The 12,634-nt window shown below is 62.1% G+C and carries 12 protein-coding genes; 4 read left to right on the top strand and 8 right to left on the bottom strand.

Going from position 1 to position 12,634, the window contains the following annotated elements; all coding sequences use genetic code 11:
* Window positions 1-241: 241 nt before the first annotated feature.
* The 4 genes from EKH55_RS27020 to EKH55_RS27005 form a co-directional block, all read right to left on the bottom strand.
* Window positions 242-808 (bottom strand): TadE/TadG family type IV pilus assembly protein, encoded by a 567-nt coding sequence (locus EKH55_RS27020; protein WP_069461139.1) that lies wholly within the window; start codon window positions 806-808, stop codon window positions 242-244.
* Window positions 809-817: 9 nt separating this feature from the next.
* Entirely contained in the window at window positions 818-1,348 is a 531-nt protein-coding gene (locus EKH55_RS27015) for a TadE/TadG family type IV pilus assembly protein (RefSeq protein ID WP_151613859.1), read from the bottom strand.
* Window positions 1,345-2,697, bottom strand: a complete 1,353-nt coding sequence (locus EKH55_RS27010; protein ID WP_151613858.1) for a TadE/TadG family type IV pilus assembly protein — start codon at window positions 2,695-2,697, stop codon at window positions 1,345-1,347. Before EKH55_RS27010 ends, EKH55_RS27015 begins: the two co-directional genes overlap by 4 nt.
* A gap of 200 nt (window positions 2,698-2,897) precedes the next feature.
* Window positions 2,898-3,914 carry an AraC family transcriptional regulator gene (locus EKH55_RS27005; protein WP_151613857.1) on the bottom strand — a complete coding sequence of 339 codons (1,017 nt, stop codon included), beginning with the start codon at window positions 3,912-3,914 and terminating at the stop codon, window positions 2,898-2,900.
* Window positions 3,915-4,580: 666 nt separating this feature from the next.
* Between EKH55_RS27005 and EKH55_RS27000 the strand changes: the two genes are divergently transcribed.
* A complete protein-coding gene (locus EKH55_RS27000) occupies window positions 4,581-5,024 on the top strand; it encodes a helix-turn-helix domain-containing protein (RefSeq protein ID WP_151613856.1) in 444 nt (147 codons plus the stop codon).
* A 71-nt stretch (window positions 5,025-5,095) separates the two neighbouring features.
* Here EKH55_RS27000 and EKH55_RS26995 read toward each other — a convergent pair whose 3' ends face one another.
* From EKH55_RS26995 to ubiT, 4 genes are all read right to left on the bottom strand, one after another.
* Window positions 5,096-5,311: a hypothetical protein gene (locus tag EKH55_RS26995; protein WP_151613855.1), complete on the bottom strand. Its 216-nt coding sequence runs from the start codon at window positions 5,309-5,311 to the stop codon at window positions 5,096-5,098.
* Between the two features lie 198 nt (window positions 5,312-5,509).
* Window positions 5,510-6,451, bottom strand: coding sequence for a ubiquinone anaerobic biosynthesis protein UbiV (gene ubiV / locus EKH55_RS26990; protein ID WP_427915856.1), 942 nt, complete (start codon window positions 6,449-6,451; stop codon window positions 5,510-5,512).
* On the bottom strand, window positions 6,452-7,429 hold the full coding sequence (gene ubiU, locus EKH55_RS26985) for a ubiquinone anaerobic biosynthesis protein UbiU (protein ID WP_151613853.1): 978 nt from the start codon (window positions 7,427-7,429) through the stop codon (window positions 6,452-6,454).
* A complete protein-coding gene (gene ubiT, locus EKH55_RS26980) occupies window positions 7,420-7,926 on the bottom strand; it encodes a ubiquinone anaerobic biosynthesis accessory factor UbiT (RefSeq protein ID WP_151613852.1) in 507 nt (168 codons plus the stop codon). The genes ubiU and ubiT overlap by 10 nt, the downstream gene beginning before the upstream one ends.
* 118 nt (window positions 7,927-8,044) lie before the next feature.
* On the opposite strand from ubiT, the gene EKH55_RS26975 reads away from it, so the two are divergent.
* The 3 genes from EKH55_RS26975 to katG all read left to right on the top strand — a co-directional run bounded on the left by EKH55_RS26975 (window position 8,045) and on the right by katG (window position 12,609).
* Entirely contained in the window at window positions 8,045-9,553 is a 1,509-nt protein-coding gene (locus tag EKH55_RS26975; RefSeq protein WP_151613851.1) for a UbiD family decarboxylase, read from the top strand.
* Window positions 9,550-10,122: a UbiX family flavin prenyltransferase gene (locus EKH55_RS26970; RefSeq protein WP_151613850.1), complete on the top strand. Its 573-nt coding sequence runs from the start codon at window positions 9,550-9,552 to the stop codon at window positions 10,120-10,122. Before EKH55_RS26975 ends, EKH55_RS26970 begins: the two co-directional genes overlap by 4 nt.
* A 303-nt stretch (window positions 10,123-10,425) precedes the next feature.
* Window positions 10,426-12,609, top strand: a complete 2,184-nt coding sequence (gene katG / locus EKH55_RS26965; protein ID WP_151613849.1) for a catalase/peroxidase HPI — start codon at window positions 10,426-10,428, stop codon at window positions 12,607-12,609.
* Window positions 12,610-12,634 lie beyond the last annotated feature (25 nt).

The following is a 12,634-nucleotide window of genomic DNA, read 5'->3' as shown; positions in this document are numbered from 1 at the left end:
AACGTGCCAGCGGCCGGAGCCGCTGGCACGATAACCCAGGGCATCATGCCCGAGGCTGCCTTGCACCCACGCAGAGACTGTAAGCTGTTCCGTCCGTCTTGGGCTACCGCCTTGCGGTTGGTCTCGTATCCGCTATGCGAAATTCCTATACGCTGGGCGCACAATAGCGATTGCACCCTGGCTGAGGTTACCGAAAGGGCGGGGACCGCGACCAGCAATCTGGATAGCTTCAGAAGCTCCTCTAGCCATATGTGATGGTATCGCCATTTCTCGGGCGAATGAAGAAGTGCTGATCATAGTGGTAGGCGCCGCCACCGGTGAAGCTCTCGAACAAACCGGAGAAGATCGTATCGAGCTTGTACTGGACGCGGGTCACGACCATTTGGACGCCCTTCTCCTTCAGCTTCTTCGGCACTTCTACCGGAGACTCCTCGCCCGCGGAAAGCGGTTGCGTGCCGTAGGCGGCCGACCAATTGACGGTCGCTTTGCCGTTGTTGGCGATGTCGACGACGCATAAGAGGATGGTCAAATCGCCCACCTCATAGGGCTGCAGGATGGAACTGACGCCCGAAAGGATGGTACTGACGCTCGCCTTGGTCCAAGTGCTCTGCATGGCAATGATTTCGCTGGTCGTCGTTGAGACCTGAGCAACCTTGCGGCGAACCGTCAGCCCCTGTCCGAGATCGACGAGGCCGGCAAGCAGCAACAGCATGAGCGGCAGCAGCATTGCGAACTCGATTCCCGCCGCGCCCTCGCGGCCCTTGCGAAAGCGCTTGAACAGGATGGCGGAAGGTCTGGGGGATTTCATCCGGCGTCCTCAAAACGGTTCGTTGCGGAGCAAAGCGGAAGCGCCGAGCAGGTAGCTGCCGTCGGCAAGCGTGCGACTCGAAAGCGCATAGAGGTTGACGATCGGAGACCAGGGCAGGAAGGCCTGAACGAGAACGTAGTCGCTGCCGCGGCCGATATCGAAGTTCTCGGTTATTGTTACCGTGCCGCTATTGCCAATGGTTTTCATCGCCCCGCTGGACGTAGCGTCGGTCACCGTGTTCACGGCGACGAGGAGGTTCTTCTCGCAGTTGAGCACATAGGCGAGATTGCTGCAGATCTCCGCCTTGAATCCGGAAATGCCCATTTTGCCCTCGGTCGCTTGGCCCGTTCTGATCAATCGCGCGGACTTGTGCACCGAAGCGTCAAGCGCCGAGTCGATAAAGAAGATCGCGCCGAGTTCGAGAATGCCGAAGATGAGGATGAAGAGAGGCAGCGCCACCAGCGCAAACTCGATCGCAGCGACTCCCTCTCTGTCGTGCAGCAGGCGACTCAGAAGGTGCATGGTTGGACGCCTTCTCATTGGGTGAGTCGAACCGAAGTAAGGTACTGAGTGAACAGTGTGGAGAGCCCGGCGGCGATGTCTTCTTCGGACGCGGCCGGGATATAGAGGTTGGCCGAGGAGGCGCAGTCCTGCAGCGCGACAGGGATATAGTCGTGGCGGCTGGTGCCGCTGCTGACACCGCTACGCAACTTGCCGCCCCAGAGTGATGTCCAATCGCTGCTGTTCATCGTCTGCGCGAGGGTTGCGTTATATCCCCAATCCTGCGGGATTGCGAGGTATTCTGTGTAGAGAACTGCCAAGGTTGCGCCATTGTTCTTCAAATAGTCACACCACGCGGGATTGAGGGGTGTCACCCTCCCGCGATGTTGCGTGGTGAGTACCCAGTTGCGCTCAGATTGGACTCCGTCCGTCAGTAGAAGTACTAGCTTGAGTGGCGAACTGGCAGAGGTTCCATCGCCTGCTGTTCCAACCATGTTCCTAAGTGTTTTCAAGGCGACCTGAAAATATGTGGCCGTCGTTGATGTCGCGCTGGTGAGGCCGCTGCTGTCGTCGGAGAGCTTCTTTCGCGCGGCATTGGTCGAATAGGTCGGAGCGAGGACCTGGGAGGTCGTTTCGCCGAGGGCATAGAGGCCCACCTTGATGCGCTTGTGGTCTTCATCAGCCTTGTCGATCATGTCGAGCACCTCTTCGACCGCATCGAGTGCGACGTCGGTGCGAAGCTTCACGCCGAGGCTCTTGATGTAGTCGTAGTAGGTCTTGGCGATCTCCGGGCCCGTCTTGTTCTTTTTGACGGGGTCGCCCGCGCTGTGGCAGGCGAATTCGCAGTTTATGTTGGGGTCGGCGCGCAATTGCGCCTGTCCTTCGGACGTAGCCGCCAGCAGCATCGAGGGCGATTTGTCGAGGACGATATAAACCTCGAGATAGGAGGTTGCGGGTCCTTCGATGGCGCTGACGACGCCGACGGGGACGCTCTTGATATTCGCCAGGGTCATCAGGGTCGTGGGTACCGTGCCGCTGGCGGAGGCCCTGATCGTATGCCCGTCCTTGTCCACCGTGATGTCGGTGAGGTCGTAGGTGGAACCGCTGCGATCGGACTGGGCTTCGAACCACTGCTCGATCTTTTCGATTAGTTTGTCTTCATCGTAGTCGTCGACCTGCTTGATGGCGGCGACCAGCGCGGCGTCGAGATCCGACTGCATCTTGCTCTGGACATTGTAGGCGCGCGTATAGTCCAGGCCGGCGCCCACCGCGAGCATCAGCGGCACGAGACAGACCGCCACGGTAATGGCAACGTTGCCGCTCCTGTCGCTGAGGACTGCCGCAGTTCGCCCGCCGAACTGCCGCAAAAAGCCGAAACCAAGACGCATGAATTTTTGCCCAATAATGTTTCTTCGCGAACGGATGGTTCACGGCAAAACATTATTCATGGGTAAATTAGGGGTCACTTCCTCTGGCCGAATGACGCAGGGATATCCAGATCACGCGGGAAAATGCCATTTCGCTTGGATTGGCAGTGATGGCAGGAGGCGAAGCAGTCCGCCCGTTCGGCGACGGAACCGCGCGTCTTTCAGCCCCTTGCTCTGTGCGACGAGGTCCCGAGTCCCCGCACATTGTGCTGCTTGGCCGTCTCGGACGGTGTTTGGCCAAAGGCATCATGATAGATCGCGGAAAACCGGCCCATGTGTGTGAAGCCCCAGGCACGCGCGACCTGCGCAATCGAGAGCGAGTTGCCGGCGTCGGCAAGTGTCTTGTGCGCGCCCTCGAGCCGCATCTGGCGCAGATAACCGAGAGGGGTGGCCCCTTTGAACTGTTGGAAAGCCGCCTGCAGAGCCCGCACGCTCGTCCCGGCCTCCCGGGCAATATCGGCGACGGTCATGGCCTGCGAAATATTGGCAACCATATATTCGATCGCCCGCTTGAGATTACGCGGCATAGCGGGAGAGATTGGCCGACTCAATCGCGCGCTGTAGTTGTGCGGCACGGATTCCAGAATCATGGCCATGGCCGCCCGGAAGAGGTGGGAGGTGGCGCTCGAAGAGACCCGGTCGTCGTCCTCGGTGTCGAAGCAATTCCAGAGCAGGTTACCGAGAGACGCGAGCCGCGAACCGGCCGGCGATGACATGTCGATCGTGGCACACATGTCGATGTCGTCCAGAATGGGGGAATCGAGCATTTGGCTCAATTGGCCGACCATCGCCGCCTTCTCGAAAGCAATGCCTATGTGGCCCCGGCTTTCGTAAAACGTAAGCTTGTCGAAACAACCTACGTTGCCGACCATCGCCGTCCCGGGGATGGAGATCAGCTGCCTTCTGCCGACATCCACCGCCAGTGCGCTCGCGACGGGAAGATAAAGGACATAGAGCTCCGGTGGCTCAGAAAAGCTCACGCGCATGCCGGAATGACACTTGCCGGACCAGATGCTGAAAGGTCCGGACTCATAGTGCCGGTCCTCCACCAGGATCCGTCCGCTCTTCTCCAAGGGCTCAACCCTGGCGGGCGACAGCGTCCTTTCATAACGTTCCGTCATCTCGTCGGCGCCTGCCTCGACGATCCGGAACCCGAAGCGTTGATTGACGTACCTCATTCGAGCACCGATGAAAAGAAGAGCTCTCTACATGAGCGCTCCGGATGGCAAGCCGCCGAAATGGACATTGGACTCACGCCACCTCCCTTCAGCCGGCATCCCCTGCGGCCGAAATTGTCATACGAAATAAGCGTATATTAGTTCGGCCGTAAACTATCCTTTGGTGTAGGTCCTATCCGCAACGCGCAACAAACAGCCGGAATTGGCAAAAGCCGCGGGCAGCGGCGACAAAATGCATTCGTTAATATTGCACGGCATTGGTGTGGGCTGCGCTGCGACCGAGGACACGACGAGCCTCATGAGCGGCGAGGTTCATGGGTGGTCCGGCGAAGATGGGACGCACGATTCGGCGGCCGACCCGTGATGATTCTCGATCAGCGCGACAAGTCCGGTGGCGCGGCAGGGAGCATTGGCGCTCACCGGTGTTACTATCGCTCGATCGGAATAGTGACGTCTTCGGGATATGACATGCGCTTACCGGATAGGCGCCAGGTTATTTTCGTATGTCATTTATTTCCAGTCCGACATATTCAAGAGAGGCGTGATTTAAAGTTGAAAAACTAGTCTCGCCTCGACGGGTTGTACTGAATCCGGTCGTCTGGGGAGGCTTTCCATTTGCCATTTGTGTCTCGAGCATTGAGCTCGAAACCGTCAAACGAGGTAATAATGCAGGGGCGACCGAATAAGAAAGAACCGCGCGCAATCGACATCCACGTCGGCAACCGCATCCGTTTGCGCAGGCTGGCGTTGGATTGGAGCCAGACCAAGCTCGGCGAAGCGCTCGACGTAAGCTTCCAACAGGTTCAGAAGTACGAAAAGGGCCTCAACCGCGTGGGTGCCAGCCGGCTCCAGCGGGCGGCAGAGGTGCTCGGCGTCACGATTTCCTATTTCTTCGAAGGCGGTCCCGAAGGGACAAGGGATAGCCAGCAGGATCCGGCAATTGCCTCGAGCGACGAGATGTTGCAGTTCCTGGCGACGGAGGAGGGCGTTGCGCTCAACCGCGCCTTTGCTCGGCTGAGCGATGCACAGGTGCGCCGGAGGATCGTGGCGCTCGTCAAGGCGCTCGCGCCCACGGAACCCGAATTCCTGCCCCGCGAAGCAGCGGAATAGAGATCGGCAAAGCGCTCCCGACCGTCAAATAGCGGCCGGCGGGCTGCGACACCAACGCGTTGGCATTGCGATCACGATCCTCCGGGCGCCGTGGCGCAGGGTGGTGCTTCGGCCCGGAGCATTTCGCCGAGGATTTGCGCGCCCGTGTTGGCGGCAGAAGCAATGTCGGCGAAAAGCAGGCTCGCCTCCTCGATCACGCCGCCATCGGGCTCTCTCGCGTCAATGGCGCTCAAATCCGGAAGCAGTTCCAGGAGCGCGGCGATGGTACTTTGCCGGTCTTGGATCATGAGAATTCGCCGCCGGTTTTCCCGGTGCCGCTCGAGCTGCTAGAGCGGGGCGAGCGCCTCCTCGACCCGGGCACGGCAGTCGCAATCGAGCGCGGCGGCGAGAATAATGTTGCGTACGCGGTTGAGCGCCGGCCCTATGTCGCCAGCGCACTGCGATGCGGATGGGGACCATGATGGTGGATCAAGCAGGCGCCCCGCTCATGCGCTCGCCCGATGCTCGATGTTGCGGGCGCGGGCGACCCAGGCAGCGCCTTCCTGTCCATGATGGAAGCCATTGGAGAGCGGTGCATCCGGATAGATTTTTCGTAGCCTTGCAACACCGTCGTTGGCGTCCATGCGACCTGAGAGAACGTCGTCGTGAAGGCGGGCAACCGCCACCATGTCGCAGTTCTGCGGCGAAAGGCGGAAGCGCGCAATGCCGCGTTCGGCAAGCTCCTCCAGTTCGGGGAGCAGGGCCTGGCAGGTAAAGGAGACCGTCTGCACGCCGTTGAGCGTGAGGAAAGATTGCCCGTCGAGTGTCTTCAGCGGCAGACCGTCCGGATCCTCTCCGCAGACGAACTGGCAATTGTCCTTGATGTGCCCCTTGGCGCGAGCATGGGCGCAGCGCGCCGAAATCGCGAGCGGCAACCGCCCGAAGGCGAAGACTTCGAAAACGGTACAGGGCGTTTCGGAAGCGATTGCGAAGGCCGATGCGGCCGGAAGTTCCGGCGGCAGGCAGATGTTCGTCGCGCCCCTCCTTGCCAGCAGCTGGGCGGTTGCCGCATTGTAGACGTTGACGAGCGGCCCGACGGAATGCGGCCTTCCTTTGAGCAAGGCGAGTGCCGAAACGTCGTTCGCCTCAAGGGGATAGGCGCTTTCGGCGGTGAGCGCGCGGACGTACTGGCTCTCCCGTTCGAGCGTCACGAGGGCCAGGGTCGACAGGACGACGCGCTTTCCCGCAGCCTCCAGTCGTTCGATGACGGAGACGAGATAGGGCTCGGTGAAGTGTAGCCGCTTAGAGCAGATGGTCTCGCCAATCACCACGTCACTGACCGGGGCCTCGTCGGCCACGCGAAAGTAGAAGTCCCGCCATTTCTCGCTGTCCCAGAGATAAAGGACCGGACCGAGTGTGAGCGTGGGAGTGGTGGCGTTCATCGGCATCTACCTCCAGCGTTTCTCATAGGCGCCGCGCGTGGTGCGCTGGCCTTCACTCAACAGCCTGAGCCGGGCGAGCAGAGCTCGGCGCTCGTCCGGCTTCGCATCAATCGCCCGACGCAATGTCGCGACCACTTCGGCGACGTAGGCCTTGCCGCGCTGCCTGCCTTCGATCTTGAGTGCGCTGACGCCCGCCTCGCGCAGGGCGTCGATCTGGTCCATGACATCGAGCGAGACCGGGTCCTCGAAGGCGTAGCCGCGTACGTCGGCGATATCGAACCGGCCCTTGCAGAGCGTTGGATAGCCGGCCGGCTCATCACCAGGGAAGCGATTGATCGTGTAGGCGCCGAGTTCGGAGACGAGATCGCCGCCGTCCTGGCGGTAGCGCACGTGGCTTGCCGGTGAACAGACCCCGTTCATATTGGGCGACTTGCCCGTGGCATAGGAGGAGAGCGAGCAGCGCCCCTCCGCCATGACGCACAGCCCGCCGAAGACGAACACCTCGATTTCGCAGCGAATCTGTCGGGCGAGCCGCGCGATGTCGGAGATCGTCAGCGTGCGCGGCAGGACGATGCGCTTGGCACCGAAGGCCTCGACCAGGAAGTTCACCGCATCCGGGGTCGACGCCGCGGCCTGCACCGAGACGTGAAGCCGCTGCTCGGGATAGGTCTCGGCGACATGGGCCATCAGGCCGAGATCGGCCAGGATAAGGGCATCCGCGCCGAGCCGGACCGCATCGGCGGCGGCCTGATACCAGAGGATCTCGTGGCCGGCGCGCATGAACGTGTTGAGGGCCACGAAGGTCTTGGTCCCCTTTCGCCGGGCATAGGCGATCGACTCGCGCAATTCCTCGCGCGAGAAGTTGAGGCCGGGGAAATTGCGCGCATTCGTCTCGTCCCTGAAGCCGCAATAGACCGCATCGGCGCCGGCATCGACCGCCTCCTGAAAGGCGGCCGGTGTGCCAGCCGGACAGATCAACTCCATGAGCCAGTCTCCCCCGAGAGCGCACGGCGGCGGATTGCGGCTGCCATGCGGCTGGCGACCGGGGCCAGTGGGCCGGCGGCGTCGCCGAGATCGCGCGGCAGGTCGATCGCCATGCCATCTAGCGCATTTCTCAATGCAAGCATTGCTTCCATATCGCCGACGACAGTGAGTTCGCGCGAGAAGAAAAGGGCGTCGGCGTCGCAGCGCCCTTCGAGAAGGGCGAGCAGTCGAAAGAGCGGACCTTCGACCACGGCGTCCGCTCGCGGATCGGCGGGCTCGCGCATCAGCGAAATCGCGGGGCGAGCCGGCTCCACCAGGAAGACGAGAGGCAGGTCGGTTGGGCGGAAGGCATATCGCTTGCCTTTGTGTTCCCCGAGCCTTTCAAAGAGCATGGGATGTCGCTTGAGCAGGCTTTTGAACATGAGCCGCACCGCGCTTTGCATGAGCGCGATCGGCAGGACGACGAGGGGTGCGGCCAGCGGACGCGGGAACTCCATATCTCTCGCCTCTGCGAAATGATGATTTGGGTTTCGGCGGGACCCTAGCGACAAGCGCCGCGGCACAATTTGAGCTAGAGCAAAGACAGAAGCCTTTTCGTGGGCGAGAGACGCTCGCATGAATCGCGCAGACCCCACCATTCGCCGTTTTGCCGGGCTCCAGGACTTCGCCGCAATGCTGGAGCGGCACGGTCGCCTGAAGCGCATCGCGAGACCCGTTTCGCTTGTGCATGAGGTGACGGAAATTCATCGGCGGGTTCTTCTGGCAGAGGGGCCTGCGCTGCTTTTCGAGCGACCGGTGGATGCCTCGGGCCGCGTCTGCGATATACCGCTGCTCGCCAATCTCTTCGGCACGCGCGAGCGGATCGAATGGGGTCTCGGTCTGGCTCCCGGCGGCTTGCCGCAACTCGCCGACAGGCTGTCGGAACTGCGCGAACCGCGTTCTCCACAATCGCTCAAGGACGCCTGGGGCAAGCTGCCGCTTTTGAAAGCGGCGCTCGCGATGCGCCCGCGCAGCATGGCGCGGCCACCGGTGCAGGACGTCGTTTGGCGCGGACCGGAAGCGGACCTGTCGCGCCTGCCGATCCAGTCGTGCTGGCCGGGCGAGCCGGCGCCGCTTATCACATGGCCGCTCGTGATCACGCGGGCGCCTGACGACCCCAGCGACGTCAATGTCGGCATTTATCGCATGCAGGTGCTCGGCCCTGATCGCCTCCTCCTGCGCTGGCTGGCGCACCGGGGCGGCGCCCGGCACCATCGCCTCTGGAAACAGTGCGGCAAGGACATGCCGGTCGCCGTCGCCATCGGCGCGGATCCGGCAACGATCCTGGCCTCCGTCATGCCGCTGCCGGAAGGCATGAGCGAACTGAATTTCGCAGGATTGCTGAAGGCTGAACGGCCGCAGATCGCCCCGGCGATGACCGTGCCGCTCGCCGTCCCCGCAACGGCCGAGATCGTTCTCGAAGGGGTCGTTTCCGCCGAGGAGACGGCCGATGAGGGGCCCTATGGCGACCATACGGGTTATTACAATTCCGTCGAGCGCTTTCCGGTCATGACGCTCTCGGTGATTACCATGCGGCGCCGCCCCTTCTATCTCTCCACCTTCACTGGCCGTCCACCCGATGAGCCGTCGAAGCTCGGCGAGGCGATGAACGAACTCTTTCTGCCGCTCGCGAAACGGCAGTTTCCGGAGATCGCCGATCTCCACCTGCCGCCGGAGGCGTGCTCCTATCGAGCGATGGTCGTTTCGCTCGACAAGCGTTATCCGGGGCAGGCGAAGCGCATCATGATGGGGCTGTGGTCGATGCTGCCCCAGTTCAACTACACTAAGCTCATCATTGCCGTCGATCCGGATGTCGACGTCAGAAACTGGGCGGATGTCATTTGGGCGCTTTCGACCCGCTTCGACGCCAGTCGTGACGTGACCATTCTCCATGACACGCCGATCGACTACCTCGACTTCGCCTCGCCGAAGCCTGGGCTCGGCGGCAAGCTCGGTCTCGATGCGACCGGCAAGATCGGCGCCGAGACGCAACGCGAGTGGGGCCGCGTTCTCGCGATGCCGGCGGAAGTCGTCGCTCGGGTCGATCAGTTCTGGACGGAATTGGGCTTGGGGGAACGACTATGAACAAGACGCGGGTCATCGTCGGCATTTCGGGTGCGTCCGGCGCTGCGCTTGCGGTGAGGACCGTCGAGCGGCTTTCGGAAATCCCGGCGGTCGAAACGCACCTTATCGTTTCGAACGCGGCCCGGCGCACGCTGCTGCACGAGGTCGGGCCGGATGCTCTGCACCGCCTGCTGATGCTGTCCCATCGGAATCACCCGGCGGAGGATATCGGGGCGGCGCCGGCGAGCGGCTCCTTTCCGACGGCCGGGATGATCGTCGCTCCCTGTTCGATGCGCACGCTGGCAGCGATCGCGGCCGGTCTCGCCGACAATCTCCTCGTGCGAGCGGCGGACGTGCATCTCAAGGAACGGCGGCGATTGGTGCTGATGGCCCGCGAGACGCCGCTCAATCTCGGTCATCTGCGCAATATGACCGCCGTTACCGAGATGGGCGCGATCGTGATGCCGCCTGTACCGGCCCTTTATCATCGTCCGAAGAGCATCGATGATGTCGTCGACCACCTGGCGGCGCGTGCGATTGACCTGATCGGATTGCCGATTGCGCCGCTGGCGAAAGCGTGGGATCCATAGACCGAGGCCGGGCCCCCTGGGCTTTCCAGCGCGAAGGAGCGCCGATTCAAAGCCTTTCCCTTGGCCCTACGAAGGGGAGGTCACGCGCCCGGCTACGATAATCTCGGGTTATCGCGACGATTGGTAAATCCAACTTAATTCTATCACCTGCTTCCGATATGACGATGGCAGGGGAGGAGGCGTATCGATGCCCCATATCTCCGCAATTGACGGTACTGCGTCTCACTGCGCGGCCAGACCCGTGCGGACGATAGAAGTGTTCCTCCTTTGAATGGCAGACATATGGAGCAACAGGAGAATATCATGGACAAGGAAACCGAAAACGCGAGCAAATGTCCCGTCGCGCACGGCCAAAGGGGTAGAGGCAGATCGAATCGCGACTGGTGGCCGAACCAACTGAACGTCCAAGTTCTTCATAACCAATCCGGTCTCGCCGACCCCCTGGGCAAGGAGTTCAGCTACGCGGAAGAGTTCAAGAAACTCGATCTCGACGCGCTGAAGAAAGATCTTCATGCGCTGATGACGGATTCGCAGGACTGGTGGCCGGCCGACTTCGGTCACTATGGCGGCCTGTTTATTCGCATGGCCTGGCACAGCGCCGGCACCTATCGCATCACCGATGGCCGCGGCGGTGCCGGTCAGGGCCAGCAGCGTTTCGCGCCGCTCAACAGCTGGCCGGACAACGCCAACCTCGACAAGGCCCGGCGTCTGCTGTGGCCGATCAAGCAGAAATACGGCAACCGGATTTCCTGGGCGGATCTGATGATCCTCACCGGCAACGTCGCGCTGGAATCCATGGGCTTCAAGACCTTCGGTTTCGCCGGCGGCCGTGCCGATGTGTGGGAGCCGGAGGAACTCTACTGGGGACCGGAAGGCACCTGGCTGGGCGATGAGCGCTATAGCGGCGAACGGGAACTGGACGATCCGCTCGCCGCCGTGCAGATGGGGCTCATTTATGTCAACCCGGAGGGCCCGAACGGCAATCCGGACCCGGTCGCGGCCGCCCGCGACATCCGGGAGACATTCGCCCGCATGGCGATGAACGACGAAGAGACCGTGGCGCTGATCGCCGGCGGCCACACCTTCGGCAAGACCCATGGTGCCGGGGATCCGTCCTTCATCGGCCCAGATCCGGAAGGCGGCGCACTCGAAGATCAGGGGCTTGGTTGGAAGAGCACGTTCCGCACCGGCGTTGGCGCGGATGCGATAACGGGCGGACCGGAAGTGATCTGGTCGCAGACGCCGACCCGGTGGAGCAACTACTTTTTCGAAAACCTGTTCAATCATGAGTGGGAACTGACCAAGAGCCCTGCCGGCGCCTATCAATGGAAGGCGAAGAATGCCGAGGCCTCTATCCCGGACGCCTTTGACGCATCGAAGAAGCGTGTTCCGACCATGTTGACCACGGACCTGTCGCTCCGCTTCGATCCGATCTATGAGAAGATCTCGCGCCGCTTCCTCGAAAATCCGGATCAGTTCGCCGACGCCTTTGCCCGCGCCTGGTTCAAGCTGACCCACCGCGACATGGGTCCCAAGGTCCGTTATCTCGGCCCCGAGGTACCGGCCGAAGACCTGATCTGGCAGGACGTCATTCCGGCCGTCGATCACCCGCTGGTCGACGGGAAGGACGTCGCCGCTCTCAAGGCCACGGTTCTCGCGTCCGGCCTCACGGTGCAGGAACTGGTTTCCACCGCCTGGGCGTCCGCCTCGACCTTCCGCGGTTCCGACAAGCGCGGTGGCGCCAATGGTGCGCGCATCCGTCTCGCACCGCAGAAGGATTGGGAGGTCAACCGGCCGGCGCAGCTTGCCAAGGTGCTCGCAGTTCTCGAAGGCGTCCGGAAGGACTTCAACGCCACCCAGAGCGGTGGCAAGAAGATCTCACTTGCCGACCTGATCGTGCTTGCGGGCGCTGCCGGTGTCGAGAAGGCGGCGAAGGCCGGCGGTCACGACATAGTCGTGCCGTTCACGCCTGGTCGCATGGATGCCTCCGAAGCACAGACCGATGCCGCTTCGTTTGCAGCGCTGGAGCCCCGTGCCGACGGATTCCGCAATTATGTGAGCAGCCGCCGGCAATTCATGAATCCGGAAGAGGCCCTGGTGGACCGCGCGCATTTGTTGACGCTGACCGCGCCGGAAATGACGGTTCTCGTCGGCGGACTGCGCGTGCTGAAGGCGGGCGAGCCGGAACACGGCGTCTTCACGTCGCGTCCCGAAGCGTTGACGAACGATTTCTTCGTCAACCTGCTCGACATGAGCACGAAGTGGTCTCCCGTTGCCGGCCAGGAGGGCGTCTACGAGGGCCGCGACCGCAACACCGACGAAGTCAAGTGGACCGGTACCCGCGTCGACCTGATCTTCGGTTCGCATTCGCAGCTTCGCGCCTTGGCGGAGGTCTATGCCCAGTCCGACGCAAAGGAGAAGTTCGTGAAGGATTTCGTCGCGGCCTGGACCAAGGTGATGAACGCCGATCGCTTCGATCTGGTTTGATCGACGAACTCACTTCGGGTGTGGC

It is taken from the genome of Sinorhizobium alkalisoli (genome assembly GCF_008932245.1).
Taxonomy (GTDB): Bacteria; Pseudomonadota; Alphaproteobacteria; order Rhizobiales; family Rhizobiaceae; genus Sinorhizobium; species Sinorhizobium alkalisoli.
This window is presented reverse-complemented; position numbering and strand designations above follow the sequence as displayed.